Raw genomic sequence first — 22,626 nt, forward strand, 5'->3', positions numbered from 1 at the left:
TTGCTTTGTGGTTGGCTACCCCTTCGTCGAACCGGCGGTGAGGCCGGCCACGAGGTAGCGGTTCATGAAGACGACGAAGAGAAGGACGGGCACGAGCTGCACCGTCGCGGCGGCGAAGAGGATCCCCCAGTCGACGCCGTCGATGGAGCCGATCATCTCGGAGATCACGAGAGGCGCGGTCTTCGCCCTGGTCGCGGTGAAGATGAAGGCGAAGAGGAACTCGTTCCAGGAGAACACGATCACGAAGACCGCGACGGCGAGCACGCCGGGCATCGCCAGCGGTGCGATGACCTTGCGCAGGATGGTCATGCGGCTCGCCCCGTCCATCGAGGCGGCTTCGTCCAACTCGCGCGGGATCTGGTCCATGAAGGTGCGCATCAGCACGGTGCCGAGCGAGACGAAGAACGTCGCGTAGAGCAGGATCAGCACGAGATGCGTGTCGCTGAGCCCGAGCCAGTTCACGATCGGGAAGAGCGGCAGCGTCACGACGATCGGTGGGATCAGCCTGACGATGATCAGCCCGAGCAGGCTCGCGCCGAGCCAGCGACCGGAATTGCGTGAGTAGACATAGCCGGCGCAGGCGCTGGCGACGATGGCGAGCAGCGTCGCGCCGACCGTGATCAGCAGGCTGTTGAGCAGCCCCTCGAAGAAGACGCCCCAGGAGCGCCAGAGCTCAGCGTAGTGCTTGAAGGTCGGGGTGAACAGCCATTTCGGCGGCACCGCGAAAATGTCCTGGCCAGGTTTCAGCGAGGACATCGCGATGAACAGGATCGGGAACAGCGACCAGAACAGGATCGCCACTACGGCGAGCGCCTTGCCCAGCCCGATCAGAAGCCGCTCAGTGCGCATGGGCCACGCCTCCGCGCCTGAGCAGGAAGACATAGGCGCCGGCAAGCAAGAGCGAGATCACGACCATGATCCAGGCGGTTGCCGCGGCCGAGCCGAACGCGTTGAAGCTAAAGGCTTCCTGATAGAGGTAGATCGCGACCACCTCGGTCGAGCGGGCCGGCCCGCCCTTGGTCAGCAGCCAGGCTTCCGAGAATAGGCGGAAGGCGAAGATGTAGCGGAAGAGCAGGGCGATCAGCATCGCCGGGCCGAGCAGGGGCAGCGTCACGCGGCGAAAAGCCTGCCAGCGCGTCGCGCCGTCGATCCGCGCGGCTTCGTAGAGCTCGGCGGGAATGGCGAGGCGCGCGGCGTAGACAATGACGAAGGTGAAAGGCAGATGCAGCCAGATCGTTAGCAGGCCAATCAGGATCATCGCGTGCGAGGGCTCGAACGACCAGTCGAGCGTCGGCAGGTGCAGCGCCCTGAGTGCGAGCGTGATCGGCCCGGCATCGGGGTCGAACAGGAAGCGCCACATCACCACGGCCGTGACCTCGCTGACCGCATAGGGTGCGAGCACGGCGACGAGCAGGAAACGCCGGAAGGGCAGGCCGCTGGCGAAGAGCAGGGCCATGCCGAGGCCTACCGCCAACTCCAGATGCACGGCCACGACGACGAGGACGACAGTGTTCCAGAGTGCGCCATGGAACGCTGGATCGGTCAGGACGCGCCAGTAGTTCTGCAGGCCGACGAAGCTCGGTGCCTGGCCGAAGCTCGAGGTGTTCAGGCTCAGCCAGACGACATAGAGCGACGGCAGCACGATCACGCTCAGGATGAGCAGATGCACCGGCGCAAGCAGCGGCAATAGTCGTGCCGTTCGTTGAAGCTGCACGCTTTCCTCCAGAACTTCTTTTGCTCCGGGCTCTGCCGGCCCGGTGGTTTGGACGCGGGGCGTCCGCGTTAGGTGTCGATCAGTGCACCGCCTTGGGCGAAGCGATCGGTCTCTCCGGATTCGGAAGCGGGTCGGAATTCGAAGCGTCGCGAGCGGTGGACCCGACCGTGAGATCGCGAACGGAATCGCGCGCTTGCAGACTCGCCTGCAGCACGCACCGCTCGGGGGGCGTCCGGTCCCCGGTCATGCGAGCCCGCAAGCGGCGCCAGGCGGCTTCGGCGATCTCCGCGATCGGCTGGCGGATCGCGGTGAGGCCGGTCTTGCGGGCATTCATCCAGGGGTAGTCGTCGAAGCCGACGACGGAGACCGGATCGGGGATATCGATCCGCAATCGCGCCAGCGCCGAGAGGGTGCTCAGCGTCGTGACGTTGGTGAGCGCGATGACGGCGCTCGGCTGGGGGTTCCGTTCGAGCCAGTGCAGGAACGTCGCGGCGCCACGATCGGCATTCGAGCCGAGCTCGACGACGATGGGTTCCCGGCCAAGCTCGCCCCGGATCAGCTCGCATGCGCCCCGGACGCGCTCGCGGATCGGGGAAATGGCGAGGCTGGAGGCGGCGACGAGGATGTCGCGATGGCCCTTGGAGAGAAGGTGCCGGGCGGCGATCTCGCCCGCCTCACGGTTGTCGATCGCCACCGTATCGACGATCGAGCCCTCGGGTGGCACGCGGTCGGTGAAGACGATCGGCAGCCGGCCGACCTCGTTGCGCAGTGCTTCCGGCACCGCATCGGAGCAGGGCACGGCGATCAGCCCTGACGGGCGCCAGGCCAGCAAGGTGCGCAGCCGCGACTGCTCCAACCCCAGATCGTCACGCGAGCTGGCGACGAGGATGTCGTAGCCGTCCTTCTGGGCGAGGACCTCGAGCTGCGAGACCAGCGAGGTGAAGAAGACGTCGTCGAGATCAGGAACGAGGACGCCGACGACGCGGGCCTGGCCCGAGCGCAATTGCGAGGCCGCCCGATCCACTTGGTAGGACAGCTCTTCCGCCGCCTTCAGCACGCGCTCGCGCAGATCGGCATTCACCGGCTTGTTGCCGCTGAAGACGTTCGAAACGGTGGCGATCGAAACGCCGGCGCGGGCCGCGACCTCCCGGATCGTTATGCGTCTGCCGTTCATGGCATGCCTGTTAAACGTTTTTCAGAAAAACGTTTAACAGGACCGGTCGGCGGCTGCAAGAGGCCGCTTCCGACAAGGCCGGAAGCGGCCGCCCGGTCGCTGGAGCGGGCGTCGTGGAGCCCGACCTTGAAACCAGGCCCGTCAGGCGATCTTGTCGCGACTGACCGCCTGGATCTTCTCCCAGACGCGTTCCGGACCAGGGACATCGAGACCGAAAAGGGTTTCGAAGGTGTCCGCAAGGTGATCCGCGCTGGTGATGCGCTGCTCCCGGACGGAGTTCGGCGTCACGCTGCGCAGGCTGTCGTTCTGCAAGGCGATGTAGCCGTCCGCAGTATGGCGCAGCATCGCCAATGCATTGGTGAACGGCGAGCCGGCATCCTGCATCAGCCAGCCTTGCGTTGCGACCATCGCGTTCTCGTCGCTGTAGTCGGCGCGGAAATCGAAGCTGTGCGCGATGCCCTGCGGGTGATTGTTGAAACGCAGCCAGCCGTCCTGCGTCTGCGTGATCGCGAAATCGAAGCCGCGCTGGCTGATCGGCCCGACCGCAAGCGGCACAGGCTCGATGATCGCATCGGCCACGCCGACTTCGGCGAGATAGGGCCGGTCGAGATCGACGCGCAGGGTCAGGTGGTTGCCGATGGCGATGTCGCCGAGCTTTTCGCGATCGACGCCGCCACAAAGGCGGCTCACGCGAAATCCGTGTGCGCTGAGCGCTGCGCCGAAAAGACCGTTCATCTCGTAGCACCAGCCGCCGCGTCTGCCCTCCACCATCTTGGCGAAGGCGGAAGCCGGCGTGATCGTCGACGGCCAGCCCATGAAGGCGTCCAGTGCTTCCCAGGTGAAGGCCATGAGGTGGGCGCGATGCAGCTTCGACAGGCCGGCAATGTCGAGGGAAACAGGCCGGTCGATCCCAACCCTTGCGAGATAGGCATCGAGCTGACTGGCAGACAGGGGCATTTCGTTTTCGTGGGAGAGTGCATGCGCCATTCTTCGGTCTCCATGAAGTGGACCGTCGTTGCGGTTCCGGATGCTCTGTCTCGGAACGGCTCACGCAGGTTCATGCGGCTACGCGATTTTTGCAGGCAGACGGTCGAGTCGAAGGCTGGCGACGGGAGCGGCCAATCGGGCAAGCCGTGATACTGAAGCCGAAGCGCAGGCAGGCTGAAGTCATAGTGCGCGGCCATGGCTGGAAGAGTCAGGGCACGCATGAGAATTACGCTAGGTCAGCTCAATAATCGGCGCAAGCCGGGAAGCCGCAGGCATTGCCGCTCATCGCGGGGCCATCGTCATGCCGCCATCGGCCATGATGACCGAGCCCGTGATGAAGCTCGCATCGGGGGAGGCAAGAAACGCAACGGCGGCAGCAATCTCATCGGGCGTGCCGAGTCGGCCAATGATCTGGCGCCCCGCCATCGCTGCCATGCGTGCGTCGCGATCCGCGCCGTCACCGGCGAGGCGGGCGATCCAGGGCGTATCGACGGTGCCGGGGCAGAGGCAGTTGACGCGGACCTGCCCGGCCAACTCGACCGCAAGCGCACGGGTCAGCCCGAGCACGGCGGATTTCGAGGCGCAATAGGCAGCGCGCTCGGCAAAGCCGAGCTGGGCTGCGACGGAGGCGAGATTGACGATGCTGGCGCCGGTCGGCATCAGCGGGACGGCCGCCTGGGCCATCAGCATCTGGGCCGTGACATTGACGGCTAAGACGCGATTCCAATGGGCCGTGGTGAGAGCGGCGAGCGCGCCCTCGCCGGGGATGCCGGCATTGTTGACGAGCACGTCACAGCGGTTGCGTCCCGCGAAGAAGGTCGCCACGGCGCCTTCATCCGTAATGTCGAAGCCATGCCAGGACAATTGCCCGGTGTCGCCCGCGCCGGCCGGTGGTTCCAGATCGATCGCGGCGACACGGGCGCCCTCAGCCAGGAACCGCTCAACCACCGCCCGCCCGATGCCGCGGCCGGCGCCGGTGACGACCACTTCACGATCGCGGAAGCGCATGGCGATGCCCTCAGTATTTCGGCTTCTCGGCGAACCAGCCGGGCCGGTCAGGGTCGAGATAGGCTCCGATCACCTTGCTGGAGCGGAAGCGTTCGAGCGCGTCGAGATCGGGCAACACGCCGAGACCGGGCTCCTGCGGAACGTCGAGACGCCCGTCACGGATCACGAAGGCTTCGGTGATGATGTCGACGCTGTGATAGTAATATTCGGTGTCGATCGCGATGTTCATATTCGGGATCGAGGCCGCGAGATGCAGATAGGCCGCCTGCGACAGGCCCAGCTCGCCGCCGGAATGCAGCGTCACGGGAATGCCCGCAGCCTCCGCCACGCCCGCAGCCTTGACGCATTGCCAGATGCCACCCTCCTCATGGGGATCGAGCAGGATCACGTCTGCAGCGGCGGCGCGCACGACATTGCCGACATCGCCGAGCGTATAGGCGCCTTCGTCGATCGCGATCGGCACCGTTTGGGCCTGCCGCAGCTCGGCATGACCGGCGATGTCGTGCAGGACGAGCGGCTGCTCGACATAGGCGAGATCCAGCCCCTTCAGCTTCTCCAGCTGGCGCCGTGCTGTGCCTGGCGACCAGGCACCATTCACGTCGGCTCGCAGCGGCGCGTCGCCGACGACCCGGCGCACGGCTTCCATCAAGGCGATGTCGCTCTTCTCGTCATGGCCGATCTTGACCTTGAAGGTGGTGTAGCCCTCGTCGCGGAAGCGTGCGGCCGTCTCGGCACAGGGTTCGGGATCGGCGACGAAGAGATAGGCTGCGAGTTCGATCTCGCGGCGATAGGTCCCGCCGAGCAGGGCGTGCAGCGGCAGGCGGGCATGTTTGCCGAGCGCATCCCACATCGCCATCTCGACCGCGGCGAGCGCCATCACCGCAGCTCGCTCATGATGATAGTAGCCGGCGCCGAGTACGTGCCGGTGGAGCCGCTCGACATCGGCGACGCTGCGGCCGAGCGCCAGCGGCAGCACGACCTTCTCCAGGACGACCGGGACGAAATCGAGCAGCGCGATCGTCTCGCCATAGCCCTTGATGCCCGAGGCGGTCGTCACCTCCACGACTAGCCGGGTCGAGCCGGTGCGCTTGCCGGAGCCCCAGACGATCGGACTGTCGAAGGGGATGTAGACCAGCCAGTGCCGGGTCGCGATGATGGTGAGCGGGTCGTCGGGGAGTGCCATGGCGGCCTTCAATCCATGTAGAGCCCGCCGTTCACGTTCACCACCTCGCCGGTGATGTAGCTCGAACGCGACGACGATAGGAAAAGCAGAAGATCGGCGATCTCGTCGGTCTCGGCCATGCGGCCGAGCGGCACGAAATCGGTGACGCGTTTGAGCTGCTCGGGCGTCAGCGCCTTGATGAGCTCGGTCGCGACCGGGCCGGGCGCGACGGCATTGACGCGCACGCCGACCCTGGCCGCCTCAATGGCGAGCGCGCGGGTGAAACCGATGACGCCGGCCTTGGAGGTCGAATAGGAGGTGTTGTCGCCGAACAGCGTGCCACGCTTGCCGGCGAAGGAAGCGAGGGAGACGATCGCTCCCCTCCTCTCGGCGAGAGCCGGCATCGCTGCCCGCGACAACAGGTAGACGGCGTCGAGATTGACCGCCAGCACCCGGCGCCAGGATTCTGGGGTGGTCGTGGCGATCGGCGCCGGCTCGCTGATGCCGGCATTGTTGACGAGCACGTCGAGGCGACCGAAGGCGGAGAGTGCCGCGTCCAGCACCCGATCGGCGGCGCCGTCCGCGGTGAGATCGGCTGCGATCATTCGCGAGCCCGGCACGGAAGCCGCCGCCTCGGCCAGCGTGCCGGCGTCGCGATCGGCGAGCATGACCTGCGCACCCTCGGCAGCGAAGCGTTGTGCGCTCGTCAGCCCGATGCCTCTGGCCGCACCGGTTATCAGAGCGACCTTGCCGTTCAATCCGAGATCCATGGACCTTCGCTCCGTGGCTACTTGACCGCGCCCTGCGTCAGGCCTGCGATGAACTGGCGCTGCATGATCAGGAAGGCGATGATGATCGGCACGCTCGACAGGACCGACGCGGCCATCAGCATCCCGTACTCAGGCAGCTGGTCGCCCTTCAGCGTCGCGACGCCGACCGGAAGGGTCAGCATCTCATCGGTGCGCATCATCACCAGCGGCCAGATGTAGCTGTTCCAGGAGGCGATGAAGATCAGCACACCGACTGTGCCGAGCGCCGGGCGCAGCAAGGGCAGCACGACGCTCCAGTAGAGGCGGAATTCGCCGGCGCCGTCGATCCTCCCGGCATCGAGCAGCTCGGTGGGGATCGCGACCGCATATTGCCGCATCAGGAAGATGCCGAAGGCATTGGCGGCGAAGGGCAGGATCAGCACGATATAGGTGTCGAGCAGGCCGAGTTTCGCGAGCCAACCGAAGAGCGGGATCACTGTGGTGAAGGCCGGGATCGAGACCGAGGCGATCACCACCCAGAACATCACCGTCTTGCCGGGGAAATCGAACTTGGCGAAGGCGTAGCCGCCCAGCGAGCAGAACAGCAGCCCGAGCGCCGTGCTGGCGAGCGCCACCACGAGGCTGTTGACCATCCAGCGCAGATAGAAGGTCTTCGCCAGGAGCTCGTCGAAATTCTCCAGCGACCAGCGGCGCGGCCAGACATCTCCGGCGAAGATATCGGCACGCGACTTGAAGGCAGAGAGCACCGCCCACAGCACCGGTGTCAGCACGAGCGCGAGCAGGGCCAATACGACGAGCGTGCCGAGATAGGCGGCAAGGCCCGGCGTGGGCGCGTCGTCTTGGGATGGTCCGCTCATGCGACCTCCCGCCCGGAGAGGAGCTTCTGAACAATCGCGATCGCCACGATCATCAGGGTCAGCACATAGGAGACCGCCGCGGCATAGCCGAGTTCGACGTATTGGAAGCCGGCCTGGTAGAGATAGATCACGATGGTCAGCGTGCTGTCGGCCGGTCCGCCCTTGGTCAGCACCGAAGGTTCGTCGAAGAGTTCGAGGGCCCAGATCGTCGACATGATCACGCCGAAGAGGATGACCGGCTTGAGAAGCGGCAAGGTGACGTAGCGCGTCACCTGCCATGGGCTGCAGCCGTCGAGGCGCGCCGCCTCCTTGACGTCGCTGGGGATGCCCTGGAGGCCGGCGAAATAGATCACGGCGTAGTAGCCGAGCGCCCGCCAGACGCGCAGGATGATGATTGCCCAGATCGCGAAGCGCGGATCGCCGAGCCAGTCGATCTCGCCGAATCCGAGACCCTTCTGCACGATGTTGAGAAGGCCGACGCCCTTGGCGAAAATCATCTCGAAGATCACCGCCGCGACGACCAGGCTGATCGTCACCGGCAGGAAGAAGCCGACCTTGACCGCATTCTTGAAGCGCAGCCATGCGCTGTCGAGGCAGAGCGCCAGCGCCAGGGCCGAGACGTTCAGGATCGTGACATAGGCGAGCCCGTAGAACAGCGTATTCTTCAGCGCTACCCAGAAGCGCGGATCAGCGAACAGCTTGGTGTAGTTGCCGAGGCCGATGAAGCGCGGCGAGGCGAAGCCCCGCCAATCGGTGAAAGAATAGACCAGCGAGGCGATGATCGGCCCGAGCCAGAAGGCGATGAAAGTCAGGAAGAAGGGTGCGAGGAAGAGATAGGGCGTGAGTCCGCGGCGCAGCCGCGGTCCGAAGGCCGCACCTCCCGTTTTCATGGCCGTCGTCGTGCTCATCGGCGGCTCACCGGTCAGCGGCCGAGCTGGCTGGCGAGCTGCTTCTCGATCTCGGCCCAGGCATCCCCCGGCGATTTCTTGCCGCCGAACATCAGGTCGAGCTCGTTGCCGATGATCACCTCGGCCTTGGCCCAGTCGAAATAGTTGAAGCCGTTGAGTGTGCGATTCTTGAGACCGGCCTCGTAGATCGACTGGCCATCGAGATAGGCCTCGCCCTTGAGCAGTTCTGGCGAGCGCAGCGCTGGCGCGAAGGCTGGAACGAGATGGCCCTCCTGCCAGATCTTCACCTGCGTCAGTTCATTGGCGCCGATGAACATCGCCCATTTCAGCGCTGCCTCCTTGTTGCGGGAGGATTTCGGAATGGCGAGAACGTTGCCGCCCCAGGCCCCGGTCGTCGCCGGCTGGTCCTTGCCCCATTTCGGCCAAGGCATGACGCGCCATTTGCCGGCGTGCTCCGGCGCCTCCTTCTGCAGGCGGAAGACGGCCCAGGCCGGCACAGCATAGCCGGCAATCTTGCTGTCCTTGATCGCTTGGAAGAACTCGGGCGCGTTGTTGCGCGACTCGAAGACAATCTTCTCCTTGCGAGCGAGGTCGTAATAGAACTGCAGCGTCTCGCGCGCGAGCTTGTTGTCACGGATCACCTTGCCATCCGCCGTGAAGAGCTGCGCATTGCGCGATTGCAGGTACTGCACGAGGTTGGCGACGCCCGGCACGCCGCTCGGGCTTGAGACATGGCCGATGAAGATGCCCTTGGCGGCGAGAATCCGGCCGGCGGCAACCACGTCTTCCCAGGTCTCGAGCGGGGCCTTGATGCCGTTCGCCTCGAAGATGTCCGCCCGGTAGAAGTAGACGGCCGGGTTCTGGTCGTAGGGGACGGCGAAGGTCTTGCCGCCGTTGCCGAGCGAGGCATAGACGCTGGCCGGAAAGCTGTCCTTGAGCGGTGCCATCGCCGATGTCGTATCGAGTAGCCCGCCCGTCGGCAGATAGCCATCGAAGCGGCGCTGCAGGATCAGGGCGACATCCGGTCCGCCGGTTCCTGCCGCGAGCGCGACCAGGAACTTGTCCTGCAAGTCGAAGGGATTGAGGTTGACGACCTCGACCGTGATGCCGGGGTTCTGCTTCTCGAACTCGCCCTTCACGGCATTGGCGGCTGCAACATGTTCGGTCCAAGCCCAATAGGTGACCTTGGTGCGCACTTGCGCTTCTCCCAGTCCCGGCAGCGCAGCCGCAGCGGTCATGCCCACCAGAACGGCGCGTCGATCGATCATCGTCATTTCGCCCTCCCAACGTTCTACAGTGTAGAACTTGTTTTATAATGTAGAACATCGTAGAGTTGCGGTCCGGAGAGGTCAAGCAAGTGATGATCGAGATTGGCGGAGAGGCAGCGCGGGATGGCGACCCGGCGCGTGGCACGGCTGCCCTGCAGAAGGGGGTCGGCCTGCTCGAGGCGTTGTCGGAGGCTGGCGGCGCCGCGAGCTTCAGCGAGCTCGTTCGCGCCTCCGGGCTCCCGAAAGCGACCGTGCATCGCATCCTTGCGGCGCTGCTGGAACGCGGGCTCATCCGCTTCGAGCGGCGCGACGACCGGTATCGCTTCGGCTGGAAGCTGATCGAGTTCGCCCGCTTCGCCCAGGCCGATCTCGACCTGCCGACGCTGATCGAGCCCGAACTCGTCCGCCTGCAGGTCCAGACGGGCGAGACGGTCTTCGTCGCGCTGCCGCATGGGCCCGATATCGTCTGCTCGAAAGTGCTGGAGACGCGCGCGGTCGGCGGCATCGCCGTCACGGAGGGCAGTATCCTGCCCGGCTATTGCACTGCGGCCGGCAAGGCGATCCTCGCCTTTGCCGAACGGGCGCTGCGGCCGACCATGCTGGCCCGGCTCAAGCTCATCCCGCACACGGCCCGCAGCCTGACCGAGCTGCCTCTGCTCGACGCCCAACTCGATATCGCCAAGGCGCGCCGCTACGCCGTCGAGGACGAGGAATTCGTCATCGGGCAGCGTTCCGTCGCTGCGCCGATCCTCGACCATGGCGGGCGAGCCATCGGTGCGCTCGCGGTCGTTGCACCTGCCTTCCGCCTGACCACCGAAAGGCTGCATGAAATCGGCGCTGACCTGCTGAAGGCGGCGGCGCGCATCACTGGCCAGGCCGCCTTCTCACAACCGGAAACGAGACGTTCTGCCATGACGACGACGCGAGCGCGCTGTGTGGTCGAGACCCAGGCCTTCCTCGGTGAAGGACCGGTCTGGAACGAGGCCGAGAAGCGGCTCGACTGGGTGGATATCCTCGCTCCGGCGCTGCATCGCTCTGACACGGCGAGCGGGGCGGACCGTGTCGTCGAGCTCGGCGAGCTCGTCGGCGCAATCGCTCATTGCTCGACCGGTGGCCTGGTGCTCGCCGCGCAATCGGGCTTCACGCTGTTCGACCCGGAAACGGGTGTGTCCACGCCGCTGGTCGACCCCGAGGCCGACAAGCCGAACAACCGCTTCAACGATGGCAAATGCGACTCGCGCGGGCGCTTCTGGGCCGGCACCATGGATATGGGCGTCGCTCCGGGGGCGGGCAGCCTCTACCGGCTTGATCGCGACGGCTCGGTGCATTGCCTGGAGCGCGGCATCGGCATCTCGAACGGGCTGGGCTGGAGCCCCGACGACCGGCGCATGTACTTCACCGACTCGCTGGCCCGGACGATCTTCGTCTATGATTTCGACGCCGAAAGCGGGACGATCGCGAACCGTCGCGTCTTCGCCCAGACCCTCGATCATATGGGCGTTCCCGATGGCCTGACCGTCGACGCCGAGGGCTATGTCTGGAGCGCGCAATGGGATGGCTGGCAGCTGATCCGCTTCGACCCGGAAGGACGGATCGACCAGACGGTCAGCCTGCCGGTGCCGCGCCCGACGAGTTGCACCTTCGGCGGCCCGAACCGCGAGACGCTCTACGTGACCTCGGCGCGAATCCGCCTCTCTGCCCAGCAACTGGCGGAGGCGCCGCTCTCGGGCGGCGTCTTCGCCATCGACGGTTGCGGCCGCGGACTGGCGGAGCACGCCTATGTCTTCGAGAAGCGGTAGGCGGCGGACGGCCGCGCGAGCGAAGCCTCGTTCTCGCTGCCCATGCGCCGACGCCTCATGATCGCCATTGTCCATGCTACCAGCAGGCGCTTGCAAGCGCAGTCTGGCGCAGGTGCAGAGCGATCTGCTGTTCGTCACGCAGCGTGGCCGTCCGAACCGGGTGCCTCACGCAAGGTCATGCTCGCCTTTCGGCTCTGGGGAGAAAAAGGCACGGAAGCTGGCGATGACCTCCTCGGGGCTGTCCTCCGGTATCAGATGGCCGCCGGCCGTTACCCCGCTGTCGACCTCCTCGGCCCAACCTTGCCAGATCTCGGCCGGGCTCGCGCGCTCGGGAGCCTGCTGCCCGCGCGGCCAGAGCACCAGGACAGGGCAGTCGAGCTTGCGTCCTGCAGCGTGATCCGCCTGATCGCAAACGAGGTCTTCCTCCAGCGCGGCCCGATAATCCTCGCAGATCGCGTGCTGCACGATCGGGTCGCGGACAGCCGCGCGATAGGCTTCCCGTGCAGAGGCCTCGATGACACGGTCGCCAGTAGCGTCCATGCCGGTGAAGGCGTGGTCGAGAAACGCGTCGGGAGCGGCGGCGAGCAGGCGCTCGGGAAGATCCGCCTGCTGCGCCAGCAGAAACCAGTGATAGGCCTTGCGTGCGAAGCGATGCGTGACCGCCTGCATTGCGTCGAGCGTTGGAACAACAGCCAGTGAAGCGAAGCGCGTCACGGTGCCGGGGTGGTCGAGCACGAGGCGATAGCCGGCGCGCGCACCGCGGTCGTGCCCGGCAAGCGCGAAGCGCTCATGGCCCAGCTTCCGCATCAGCGCCACCAGCGCTTGACCGACCCGCCGCTTCGACCAGCGTGGGGTCGTCGCGTCTGGCCTGCTGGCGCCGTAGCCGGGCAGGTCGGGGATGATCAGCGTGTGCTGGCGGGCGAGGGTGGGCGCGACCTTGCGCCAGGCGATATGCGTCTCGGGATAGCCGTGCAGCAGCAGGAGCGGCGGGCCGGAACCGCCGACGACGCCGGCGAAGCGCACGCTGCCCGCCTCGATGTCCAGGGAGCGGAAACCGGGAAAGAACGGCGGCTCCATTTCCTGGTAGGCGATGGGGCTGGTAAGGCTGGCGTCCGAGTCCGCAGCCGTGGTTCGATCCGGTTTCACGGCGGTGCCCTCTTTCCCTGCTTGCGGTGTTTCGGTCGCGTCGATGATCGCGCCATCAATAGGTCGCGCGCCCGCCCGACAGGTCGAAGGTCTGTCCCGTCGTAAAGGAGCATTCCTCGCTTGCGGCCCAGGCGACCGTGGCGGCGATCTCGGGAATCGTCAGGAAGCGGTTCATCGGAATTTTGCCCTTGCTCCAGGCGATGTGTTCGGCCGTCATCTCCTTGAAGAGATCGGTTTCCGTGATCGCCGGGGCGATGCAGTTCGCGATCACGCCGGTCTCGGCCAACTCCTTGGCGATGGCCTTGGTGAAGCCGATGACCCCGGCCTTCGCCGCCGAATAGGCCGAGATCTTGGGATTGCCCTCCTTGCCGGCGATCGAGGAGACATTGACGATCCGGCCATATCCGCGGTCGACCATGTGAGGGATCACTGCGCGGCAGCACAGGAAGATCGCCGTGAGATCCACGGCGATGACCTTGTGCCACATCTCGATCGGGTAGTTCTGGACTTCGACGACCGGGCCGTTGATCCCGGCATTATTGACGAGGATGTCGATCCTCCCGGTTCGGGCGAGAAGTTCTTCCACGCCCTGTCGGATCGAGGCCGGATCGGCCACGTCGATCCGCTGCTGCAGAACGGGTTCGAAACCCGCTGTCGTGCTGTCGAACGGGGTGAAGTCGAGATCCCAGAGAGTGACCTGTGCTCCTTCTCCTGCCAGCCGCTGGGCAATGCCGAGGCCGATGCCGCGTGCGCCACCCGTCACAATCGCGGTACGTCCCGAAAAGCGTGCCGACATGCTCGCGTGTCCTATCTTTATGACGACTTGTCTTGGGGCCTGAGTCGGAGGCCTGCGTAGGATTCAGGAAGCCGCCGGCTCCTGGAGACCTGCGAGGAAGCGCCGGGTTGCCTCCCCGCAGAGGCGAGCCCTTTCGAGAACCGGCCGCGCGGAATGGGCCGCGCATGGCGCTTCCACCGCGACGGGGATGCCTGTCGGCAGACGGGCCATCATCTCCGCCAGTGGCAATTCACCCTCGCCGGGATAGAAGCGACGTCCGCGCCCTTCGGCGCGGAGCGCGTCCGCGGGTGGCGGCGTCAGGGCGGCATCGCAGAGGTGGATATAGGGAAAGAGTGCGGGTTCGAGTGCCTCGATCTCGCTGAAAGCTGTACCCGCCCGGAAGAAATGCAACGCATCGATCAGGAGCCGGGCGTCGTGCGGGCGCACCGTTTCGAGCAATCGTACGGCTTTCGCTATCGTGTTGAGTTCCACATAGGACATCATTTCGAGCGCGACGGTCAGTCGGTGCGCATAGGCTTTCTCGCAGAGCGCTCCGAAACTGTCGCTCAGCCGGCCGAAATCCGGATCATGCCCCACCACGAGCAGATGGCGGGCACCCAGCCGCTCTCCGGTTTCCAGCGCTGCTGCGAGCGTCGCAGGATCGCTCTCCGGCGTCAGCCAGACCGCCTCGACGTCCCAGATCCGGACGCCTGCATCCTGCGACTTGGCAATGATCTCGCGAATGAGGCGATCATTACCGATGACCTCGGTGATCCGGTCCGCCTTCATTGGGGGCACGATCCGCAGGCCCACCGCATCGAAACCGCCTGCGACGGCCGCGTCGATCAGCTCGATCGGCGTGGCCTCGAGCACTGTGAGATGCGCGAGTGACATCGTCATTGCGCTTCCGTCAGGCAATATCTGCTTCCCCGTTGTTGCCTCTGTTTGTCGGTCGGTTCCTCGATGGGTGAGACGATCGACAGAGCTTGGGCGCTGGCCGAAATGTGCCGTATTCGGGACAGGACCATAGGCAGCGATGGTTGGACTGTCTAGGGAATTTTGTTCCTGTATAAAAACTAGTTTTCAATTTGTTGATGAGTGGAAATGAATGGCTTATCAAAGGGCGCCGCATCTGCCAGGCGGTTCCCGGCAGGTCGCTCTCTTTCGTGACGGTCAGACCTGCGGCAATGCTAAACTCGATCGGCGCGGAACGGCCGCGCGTGGGATGCCCGTGGATAGTGAAGTCGTGATGTCAGGAAATCCCACGAAGGCCGTCGAGGCAGAGCGGCGCGAGCAGGCCTCCCATGAGCGTGCCTCGGCCGATCTCGCGGCGGCCAGCGTCAAGTCGGCGACGCGCGTCCTCGACCTCTTCGAGTTCCTGGCCCGTTGGGATTCGGAGAAGACGCATACCGAGATCGCAGAGGAACTTGGCATTCCGAAGAGCAGCCTGACGAAGCTCCTCAAGACGCTGCTGCAGCGCGGCTATCTCTCCTATGAGCCAGCCTCCAAGGGCTACGGGCTTGGGCCGGCCATCGGGAAGCTGGCGCGCAACGAACGGGATAGCGGCGACCTGATCGCGGCCGCAGGGCCGGTGCTGGCCTGGATGGCGAGCGAGACGCAGGAAACCTGCGCACTCAACTTCATCAAGGGCGATCGGTCAGAAGTCGTCGCGAGCGTGGTCGGGCCGCATCGGCTGAATTTCACGATGCGAAGCGGCGACCTCGCGCCGCTTTATGCGACATCGGGCGGGAAGGCGTTGCTGGCCCATCTGCCACAGGCGATGCTCGATGAATACCTCGCCCGGGTGACGTTCGAGCCGGTGACGCCGCAGACGATCGTCTCAGCCGATCGTCTCCTTGCCGAGCTGGATGGCGTCAGGAAGACCGGTTTCGCTTACGTGCAGGAGGAGTTCACCCTCGGCATCATCGGCGTCGGAGCGGCGGTTCTGAGCCGGTCCGGTTATCCGATCGCCTCGCTCAACGTGGCCACGCCGGTTCCCCGTTTCGACGCGGAGAAGAGGCTGCTTTGCGAGGAGACCCTGTCGCGCGCGGTTAGGATGCTTCAGAAGACGCTTGAAAGGGGCGCGGATCGTCGCATCCCAGCCTGACTACCCCAGCTTTCTCGCGTGCCATTTCTTGCGAGCCGCCCGCTCGCGGGCAGCTTTTGGCTGTCCGCATGTCGGCGCGCCTGCCGGGCTTCGACGTTCCGGCAACGAGAGTCGCGGGGTGCATGAAAATTGACATCGTCGTTCAAATAGGAAACTAGTTCATGTAAGAGAAATTATAGATGCATTGGGAAGGCAAGCGACATGGATGCTGGGCGCAAGGATCGGCTCGAAATCCGCGAGCTCGTCGAGAACTGGGCGATGTGGCGGGACGCCTGCGATTGGGAGCGTTTTCGCAGCTGCTGGCATGCCGATGGCCGGATGATGGCGACATGGTTCCAGGGCACGCCCGAGGAGTTCATCGCGGTGAGCAAGGCCGGCTTCGAGAAGGGCGTGCGCATCCTGCACTTCCTCGGAGGCTGTTCTGTCGAGGTTGCCGGCGACCGGGCGATCGCGCAGACGAAGATGACGATCAGCCAGCGTGCCCTGGTCGAGGGCGTCGAGTGCGATGTCGTCTGCACCGGCCGCTTCTATGATTTCATCGAGCGCCGGGATGGCCGCTGGGCGATCTTCCTGCGCCAGCCAATCTACGAGAAGGATAGGCTCGACCCGGTCGATCCGGCCGCGGTACCGCGTCTCGATCGGGACAGGCTGATGAGTTTTCCCGAGGGGTACCGCCATCTTGCCTATCTGCAGGCCGGCATCGGCTATCCCGTCAAGCGCGACATGCCCGGCCTCGTCGGGCAGGAGGTCGAGGCGCTTTACGCGCAAGGGGCGGATTGGCTGCGCGGCCTGCCAGTCTCGCGGCACTGACATTTCGCGCCTTGCCGCGCATCTGCTGGTCGCGGGAGGCGGTTCTTTGGCCGATTGCGTATTTGTGCGAGGCCGCGCCGGCCTCCTTTGAAAACGCTTGAGCTCGGAAAGGTTTGGCCATGCGGGATCTGGACGAACAGAGCATCACCAACGAAGTGCTCGGCGCCGTGTCGAGAACCGCCGATCCGCGGGTGCAGCAGGTCAGCAAGGCGTTGATCCGATATCTCCACGCCTTCATCCGCGAGGTCGAGCCAACGCAGGCGGAGTGGGAGTTCGGCATCGATTTCCTGACGCGTGTCGGCCAGATGTGCAGCGACGTTCGCCAGGAGTTCATCCTGCTTTCGGATACGCTGGGCGTCTCGATGCTGGTCGATGCGATCAACCATCGCAAACCCGAGGGCGCGACCGAGACCACCGTCTTCGGGCCGTTCTTCGTGGAGAACCGACCGGCCCTGCCGCTCGGTGCGAACATGGCGCCCGGAGCACCTGGCACACCGCTCTTCGTCTCCGGCTCCGTCCGTGACGTCAAAGGCATGCCGATCGCCGGAGCGACGATCGATGCCTGGCATTCGGACGAGGAAGGCTTCTACGACGTCCAGCGCGGCGAGGAATTGCAGATGCGCGGGCGCTTCCAGGCCGATGACGACGGTCGGTTCTGGTTCTGGTCGGTGCGACCGAAATATTATCCGATTCCGCATGACGGGCCGGTCGGGCAGATGCTGCAGGCCCAGGGGCGGCATCCGTTCCGCCCGGAGCATGTGCATTTCATGATCGCGGCCGAGGGCTGCGAGACGCTCGTCACCCATCTCTTCATCGACAAGGACCCCTATCTCGACAGCGATGTGGTCTTCGGCGTGAAGAACTCCCTGGTTACGGACTACGCCGAGCGGTCGCCGGGTGTGGCTCCGGACGGGTCGCAGATCGAAGTCCCTTATCTCGTCCTCGACTATGATTTCGTGCTGAGCCGGAAGGCGAAGCGATGAGTCCCGCGGCGTTCGTCTTCCAGGCGCAGCCCAATCGCGTCGTCTTTGGCGCCGGGACCCTGTCGAAGTTGCCTGAGGAGCTAGGCGCGCTCGGTGTCGCACGGGCTCTGGTGCTGGCCACACCGCAACAGGCCGAGCTGGCGCAGAGCGTTGCCGGTCTGCTCGGTGAGATGAGCGCCGGGGTCTGCGCCCGGGCCGCCATGCACACGCCTGTCGAAACGACCGAGCTCGCCATGGACGATCTGCGGGCACGAGGCGCTGACGGCGTGGTCTCCGTCGGGGGTGGATCGACCATCGGTCTCGGCAAGGCGCTCGCCGTCCGGACCGGATTGCCGCATCTGGCGGTGCCGACCACCTATGCCGGCTCGGAGATGACGCCGATCCTTGGTGAGACCGAGAACAGGCTCAAGACGACAAGGCGCGCGCCCGGGATCCTGCCCAGGACAACGATCTACGATGTCGATCTGTCGCTGGGTTTGCCAATCGCTTTGAGCGTGACGAGCGGCATGAATGCCATCGCCCACGCTGTCGAGGCTCTTTACGCGCCGGACGGGAATCCGGTGATCTCGCTGATGGCGGAAGAGGCGATCCGCAGTCTCGGCCAGGCCCTGCCGCAGATCAGGCGCGCTCCCGAGGATCGGGCTGCCCGGTATCAGGCCTTTCTCGGCGCCTGGCTGGCGGGTTCCTGCCTCGGCTCGGTCAGCATGTCGGTGCACCACAAGCTCTGCCACACGCTCGGCGGCTCCTTCGCCCTGCCGCACGCCGAGACGCATACGGTCATGCTGCCCTATGTCATCGATTTTGTGTCCGGCGCGGTCCCGGGCGCCGTGAATGCCATCAGCCGCGCGCTCGGGCGCGGTGGGGATGCGGCAAGCGCGCTGCGCGATCTTGCCCGCGAGCTGGAGGCGCCGCTCTCGCTGGCGGCGATCGGGATGCACCAGAAGGATCTGGACCGGGCTGCGGAGCTCGCCGCGGCCAATCCCTACTGGTCGCCGGTCGCGCTCGACCGGGCCTCGGCGAGAGCCCTGCTTGGTACTGCCTTCGAGGGCAAGGGTTTCAACTAGACACGGCGGCGCCGGGGTTCACCGCACGTTTTCGCACGCCAGCCCGAATTTCTTTCCGGGTCCGCTTCGTCGACAGGAGCGAAATCCAGCAAGGCCGCGGTTCATCAGGGGCCGGCGAGCAGCTTGCGTGGCGTGGCGGTCAGCCGCCTTCCACCCTGCGCTCCGACGACGACCGTTTCGCTGAAACCCAGCCCGGCAGCCGAGACATACATGTGAAACACCATGCCCTCCTCCAGGTGCCAGTCGGCGTTGGGCAGGAACACGTGGGAGAAGTCGCTGGTGCGCGGGGTGCGGCCGTAGAGCCCGAGCGTATACCCGGTGACGTTGTCATAAGCGGGGCGCAAACCTTCGGAGAGGACAGCCTCGCGCAAAATCGCGTCGACATCGCGGGCAAGGGCGCCGGGACGCATTGCGGCGAACTGCCGGTCCTGCAGGGCGACGAGCCGTTCTGCGGTTGCCGAAAGCTCGCGCCGATCCTCGCCGATCAGCACAGGGCGCATCAGCCGGGCGCTGTAGTTGCGCCGCTTCGGGATCAGCTCGACATGCAGGATGTCGCCCGCTGCCAGCGGCTGCGTGGTCATGACGCCATGCAGGAATTCGTGATCCCCGACGCCCGGCACGATCGGACCCGTCTCACCGGTGTCGGCGCCATTCTCCAGGAAGCAGGCGGCTGCGATGGCCGCTGCGGCACGGGGCGACAGCCCTGGACGTGCTTGGACTGCGATCGCCGCCATCGCCTTGTCTGCGATACTGGCGGCCTCGCTGATCAGGGCAATCTCCGAAGGCGATTTCACGGCTCTGAGCCGATCGCTCACCCCTGGCAGATCGATGAAACGTGCGTCCGGCAGCAGCGTCGCAAAGCGGTCCCGCGTGGCAGCGGTGAAGCCGTAGGAGGCGTGGTCCGCGCCGATGCGCGCCTTCGCGAAGCCGCGGCGGCGGATTTCCTCCGCCATCACGACACGGGGCTCGGCCGTGTCCGGAAAGCCGACGATATCGGAGAACCAACAGGCATCGCGGCAGGGGCCAGCGTCGAGTTCTCGCAGCACAAACCAGGGTTCGCCCTCGCGCGGCAGGAAGGCCGCGCGGTACATCGTCTCCGAGACCGTATAGCCGGTCAGCCAGGCCAGGAATTCGGCATGGTCGATCAGCAGCAGCTCCGCGCCGGCTTCCGCCATCGCTGCTCGGGCCTTGGCGACCCGCCCGGCGAATTCCTCGCGCGGAAAGAGTGGGCTCACGCGACCTCGCAGATGTCGAGGATGGTCAGCATGTAGATGCGGACCATGTCGAGGAAGTCGCGGATCTCGACACGCTCGTCGGGCATGGTGTTGTAGCGCCCGCCTGGCCCACAGACGATGCCCTCCATGCCGGCCTCGGCATAGAGATGGCCGGCATCGGTGCCGAAGAAGCCTGGAGGCTTGATGGCGCCCGTCGGCTGCTTCTCGCCGCGCACGGTCTCGTAGGCGGCATTGACGGCCTTTACGATGCGGGCGTCCTTGGCGACCTCGAAGGCCGGCATCGACTGGTGCCCTTCCTTCTTCTCGATACGGATCGACGCCTTCAGCCCCGGGAAGCGCTGCTCCAGCGCGGAGAGCTCGCGCTGCATGTCGGCAAGCGCACCAGCCTCTGTCTGTCCCGGTGCATAGCGGCCGGAGCCCTTGAGCTTGCAATAGTCGGCCACCTGCGGCGCGCGCCACTCATGCAGCTCCTTGCCGAGCGCACCATGAACGACACCGACATGGACGCGGTTGATCGATTCATGCTCGGGCGAGCGGGCGCCGCTGAACGTCATCGCGTTGAGGCGCGGGATCAGGTCGCAGGCAGCCATGATCGCATCGACCGCCTGCTCGCGCTTGGAGAGGTGGCGCGTGTTGCCGACGAGCTCGATGACGAAGGAGAAGGCGCAGGCGTGCATCGTCACGGCCTGCACATCGGTCGGCTCGCTGTTGACGAAGTAGTCGGCGCGGATGCCGTTGCGGATCGCCGCGACGGTGCCGACGCCGCCCTGCAATTCGCCGACGACATAGGTCAGGATCACGTCGCCCTTCAGCTTAACCCCAGCGTCGAGCAGCGTCCTGACCGCGCAATAGGAGGCGGCGTCGCCGGCCTTCATGTTCGAGACGCCGATACCGTAGATGAATTCGTCATCGACCAGGCCGCCCCAAGGATCGACGGTCCAGCCCTCGGTTGCTGGATTGGTGTCGAGATGGCCGTTGAAGAGCAGGCTCTTGCCTCCACCTTTGCCCTTCCAGCGGCCGATGGCGTTGGCGCGGCGGCCCTCGTCGAAGGGCTGTGCTTCCGCCTCGATGCCCATCGCCTTCATCTGGTCGACGACATGATGGACGAGCGCCTTCTCTCCCTCGGTTTCCGAGTAGCTCTTGTGCTTCGCCCAGTCGGAGAGCAGCGAGAGACAGGCTTTCTCGTCGAGCGAATGGATCAGGTCGCGAGGGTTCATGCGTATGGCCTCTGATGTCAGGCGGCGGCCGTGGCCGGAGCGGGCACGGCTTCGAGCAGCGATTGGGTGTAAGGGTGGAGGGGGCCGGTCGAGAGCGCAGCGACATCGACGAGGTCGACGAGGTCGCCGCGATACATCACCGCGATCCGGTGGGCGATCTGGCGCACCAGGTTGAGATCGTGGGTGATGAAGAGATAGGCCGTGCCGAAGCGCTGCTGCAGGTCGACGAGAAGCTCCACCACCGAAGCCTGCACGGAGACGTCGAGCGCCGAGGTGATCTCGTCGCAGATCACCAATTTCGGCTTCGAAGCGAAGGCGCGGGCGATGGCGACGCGCTGCTTCTCGCCGCCTGAGAGCTGGTGCGGATAGCGCTCGGCGTAAGCGGCCGGCAGCCGTACCTGCTCCAGCAACTCACCGATCTTTGAGGTATCCCGGCGGGCGCCCGCCTCGCCATAGAGGGCGAGCGGCCGCGACAGGATTTCGCGGATGCGCTGGCGCGGATTGAGCGAGGAATCCGGGTGCTGGAAGATGATCTGCACGTCGCGGCGATAGGCGCGATCCATATCGGAGAGGCCGGTGATGCGGCGGCCGGCGAAGCGGATCTCGCCCTCGAAGCGATTGAGGCCCGTCATCGCCTTGGCGAGCGTCGATTTGCCCGATCCGGACTCGCCGACAATGCCGAGGATTTCGCCCGGCATCACCGAGAGGCTGACCTCGCGGTTGCCGGTGAACTGCGTATTGGCCCGGCCGAGGAGCCCGCCGAGGAAGGGCTTGCGGCCATAGAGTACGCTGACCTTCTCGACTTCCACCAATGGCGTGCCGGCTTCCGGAGCCTCGGTCTCGACCAGCCGGTGGTCCGGTCGCGGTACGGCGGCGAGCAGCTTCTTCGTATAGGCGTCCTGCGGGCGGGCAAAGACCTCGCCGACGCGGCCCTGCTCGACGATCTTGCCGCGATGGATCACCGCGACCCTGGTCGCGATCTGCGAGACCAGTGCGAGGTCGTGCGAGATGTAGAGCGAAGCGACACCGGTCTCTTCCTGCAGGGCCTTGAACAGGTCGAGGATCTGCCGGGCGGTGATGACGTCGAGCGCGGTCGTCGGCTCGTCGAAGATGATGCATTCCGGCTGGCAGGCGAAGGCGGTGGCGATGACGACTCGCTGCTTCTCGCCGCCGGAGGCCTCATGCGGATAGCGCCGCATCATCTGCCTCGGCACCTTCAGCCCGACATGGGCGAGGCGCTCCTCGCCCTCGGCCCAGGCCTGTTTCCGGGTCAGGCCGCGATGGCGCACCAGCACCTCGGCCAATTGCTCGCCGAGCGGGAGCGTCGGGTTGAGCGAGGTGCTCGGGTCCTGGAAGACCATGCCGATGCGCTTGCCGCGGGTCGCCTCGATCTCGGTCTCGGAAGCTTTCAGCAGCTCCTGCCCGGTCAGTCGGATCGCGCCCGCCTCGCGGGCCGTCGCTGGCAGGTAGCGCATGATCGCCCAGGCGAGCGAGGTCTTGCCCGAGCCGGATTCGCCGACAAGGCCGAGCACCTCGCCCTTGGCGATCTGGAGGCTCACATCGTCGAGGGCACGGGTGAAGCCGGCCGGCGTCGCGTAGTCGAGGCCGTAGCCGGCGATGTCGAGGATCGGTCCGCTCATCG

Annotated in this window: 21 protein-coding genes; 5 read left to right on the forward strand and 16 right to left on the reverse strand. The window is 65.6% G+C overall.

The window, feature by feature from the left end; genetic code table 11:
• Positions 1-15: 15 nt before the first annotated feature.
• The 10 genes from CE453_RS04715 to CE453_RS04760 all read right to left on the reverse strand — a co-directional run bounded on the left by CE453_RS04715 (position 16) and on the right by CE453_RS04760 (position 9,854).
• On the reverse strand, positions 16-849 hold the full coding sequence (locus CE453_RS04715; RefSeq protein ID WP_089173539.1) for a carbohydrate ABC transporter permease: 834 nt from the start codon (positions 847-849) through the stop codon (positions 16-18).
• The gene (locus CE453_RS04720) at positions 839-1,714 is read right to left on the reverse strand and encodes a carbohydrate ABC transporter permease (protein ID WP_089173540.1); all 876 of its coding nucleotides are present in this window, start codon (positions 1,712-1,714) and stop codon (positions 839-841) included. Before CE453_RS04720 ends, CE453_RS04715 begins: the two co-directional genes overlap by 11 nt.
• Positions 1,715-1,793: 79 nt before the next feature.
• A complete protein-coding gene (locus CE453_RS04725) occupies positions 1,794-2,888 on the reverse strand; it encodes a LacI family DNA-binding transcriptional regulator (protein ID WP_089173541.1) in 1,095 nt (364 codons plus the stop codon).
• A 141-nt stretch (positions 2,889-3,029) separates the two neighbouring features.
• Positions 3,030-3,875 (reverse strand): arylamine N-acetyltransferase family protein, encoded by an 846-nt coding sequence (locus CE453_RS04730; RefSeq protein WP_089173542.1) that lies wholly within the window; start codon positions 3,873-3,875, stop codon positions 3,030-3,032.
• Positions 3,876-4,157: 282 nt separating this feature from the next.
• Positions 4,158-4,883, reverse strand: a complete 726-nt coding sequence (locus CE453_RS04735; protein ID WP_089173543.1) for an SDR family NAD(P)-dependent oxidoreductase — start codon at positions 4,881-4,883, stop codon at positions 4,158-4,160.
• A gap of 10 nt (positions 4,884-4,893) precedes the next feature.
• Positions 4,894-6,066 carry a mandelate racemase/muconate lactonizing enzyme family protein gene (locus tag CE453_RS04740; protein ID WP_089173544.1) on the reverse strand — a complete coding sequence of 391 codons (1,173 nt, stop codon included), beginning with the start codon at positions 6,064-6,066 and terminating at the stop codon, positions 4,894-4,896.
• Positions 6,067-6,074: 8 nt separating this feature from the next.
• The gene (locus CE453_RS04745) at positions 6,075-6,815 is read right to left on the reverse strand and encodes an SDR family NAD(P)-dependent oxidoreductase (RefSeq protein ID WP_089173545.1); all 741 of its coding nucleotides are present in this window, start codon (positions 6,813-6,815) and stop codon (positions 6,075-6,077) included.
• Between the two features lie 17 nt (positions 6,816-6,832).
• Positions 6,833-7,672 carry a carbohydrate ABC transporter permease gene (locus CE453_RS04750; protein ID WP_089173546.1) on the reverse strand — a complete coding sequence of 280 codons (840 nt, stop codon included), beginning with the start codon at positions 7,670-7,672 and terminating at the stop codon, positions 6,833-6,835.
• On the reverse strand, positions 7,669-8,580 hold the full coding sequence (locus tag CE453_RS04755) for a carbohydrate ABC transporter permease (RefSeq protein WP_089173547.1): 912 nt from the start codon (positions 8,578-8,580) through the stop codon (positions 7,669-7,671). The genes CE453_RS04750 and CE453_RS04755 overlap by 4 nt, the downstream gene beginning before the upstream one ends.
• A 14-nt stretch (positions 8,581-8,594) precedes the next feature.
• Positions 8,595-9,854 carry an ABC transporter substrate-binding protein gene (locus CE453_RS04760; RefSeq protein ID WP_089173548.1) on the reverse strand — a complete coding sequence of 420 codons (1,260 nt, stop codon included), beginning with the start codon at positions 9,852-9,854 and terminating at the stop codon, positions 8,595-8,597.
• Between the two features lie 86 nt (positions 9,855-9,940).
• Here CE453_RS04760 and CE453_RS04765 point away from each other — a divergent pair, with 86 nt between their 5' ends.
• Positions 9,941-11,647, forward strand: coding sequence for an SMP-30/gluconolactonase/LRE family protein (locus CE453_RS04765; RefSeq protein ID WP_089173549.1), 1,707 nt, complete (start codon positions 9,941-9,943; stop codon positions 11,645-11,647).
• 165 nt (positions 11,648-11,812) lie between these two features.
• Here the strand turns inward: CE453_RS04765 and CE453_RS04770 are convergent, their stop codons facing one another.
• The 3 genes from CE453_RS04770 to CE453_RS04780 all read right to left on the reverse strand — a co-directional run bounded on the left by CE453_RS04770 (position 11,813) and on the right by CE453_RS04780 (position 14,468).
• Positions 11,813-12,793: an alpha/beta fold hydrolase gene (locus CE453_RS04770; protein WP_248307947.1), complete on the reverse strand. Its 981-nt coding sequence runs from the start codon at positions 12,791-12,793 to the stop codon at positions 11,813-11,815.
• A gap of 55 nt (positions 12,794-12,848) precedes the next feature.
• Positions 12,849-13,589 carry an SDR family NAD(P)-dependent oxidoreductase gene (locus CE453_RS04775; RefSeq protein ID WP_089173551.1) on the reverse strand — a complete coding sequence of 247 codons (741 nt, stop codon included), beginning with the start codon at positions 13,587-13,589 and terminating at the stop codon, positions 12,849-12,851.
• Positions 13,590-13,652: 63 nt separating this feature from the next.
• Entirely contained in the window at positions 13,653-14,468 is an 816-nt protein-coding gene (locus tag CE453_RS04780; RefSeq protein WP_089173552.1) for a sugar phosphate isomerase/epimerase family protein, read from the reverse strand.
• A 349-nt stretch (positions 14,469-14,817) separates the two neighbouring features.
• On the opposite strand from CE453_RS04780, the gene CE453_RS04785 reads away from it, so the two are divergent.
• The 4 genes from CE453_RS04785 (at position 14,818) to CE453_RS04800 (ending at position 18,532) form a co-directional block, all read left to right on the forward strand.
• On the forward strand, positions 14,818-15,675 hold the full coding sequence (locus CE453_RS04785; RefSeq protein WP_198302262.1) for an IclR family transcriptional regulator: 858 nt from the start codon (positions 14,818-14,820) through the stop codon (positions 15,673-15,675).
• Between the two features lie 201 nt (positions 15,676-15,876).
• On the forward strand, positions 15,877-16,485 hold the full coding sequence (locus CE453_RS04790; protein ID WP_089173554.1) for a nuclear transport factor 2 family protein: 609 nt from the start codon (positions 15,877-15,879) through the stop codon (positions 16,483-16,485).
• A gap of 119 nt (positions 16,486-16,604) precedes the next feature.
• A complete protein-coding gene (locus CE453_RS04795; protein ID WP_089173555.1) occupies positions 16,605-17,468 on the forward strand; it encodes an intradiol ring-cleavage dioxygenase in 864 nt (287 codons plus the stop codon).
• A complete protein-coding gene (locus CE453_RS04800; protein WP_089173556.1) occupies positions 17,465-18,532 on the forward strand; it encodes a maleylacetate reductase in 1,068 nt (355 codons plus the stop codon). Before CE453_RS04795 ends, CE453_RS04800 begins: the two co-directional genes overlap by 4 nt.
• A gap of 104 nt (positions 18,533-18,636) precedes the next feature.
• Here the strand turns inward: CE453_RS04800 and CE453_RS04805 are convergent, their stop codons facing one another.
• From CE453_RS04805 to CE453_RS04815, 3 genes are read right to left on the reverse strand one after another with little or no spacing between them, the layout of a single operon-like run.
• On the reverse strand, positions 18,637-19,767 hold the full coding sequence (locus CE453_RS04805) for a M24 family metallopeptidase (RefSeq protein ID WP_089173557.1): 1,131 nt from the start codon (positions 19,765-19,767) through the stop codon (positions 18,637-18,639).
• Positions 19,764-20,984, reverse strand: coding sequence for a M20 family metallopeptidase (locus tag CE453_RS04810; RefSeq protein WP_089173558.1), 1,221 nt, complete (start codon positions 20,982-20,984; stop codon positions 19,764-19,766). Before CE453_RS04810 ends, CE453_RS04805 begins: the two co-directional genes overlap by 4 nt.
• A gap of 17 nt (positions 20,985-21,001) precedes the next feature.
• On the reverse strand, positions 21,002-22,624 hold the full coding sequence (locus tag CE453_RS04815; protein WP_089173559.1) for a dipeptide ABC transporter ATP-binding protein: 1,623 nt from the start codon (positions 22,622-22,624) through the stop codon (positions 21,002-21,004).
• Positions 22,625-22,626 lie beyond the last annotated feature (2 nt).

Origin of the sequence: Bosea sp. AS-1, from assembly GCF_002220095.1 — a bacterium.
Lineage (GTDB): Bacteria > Pseudomonadota > Alphaproteobacteria > Rhizobiales > Beijerinckiaceae > Allobosea.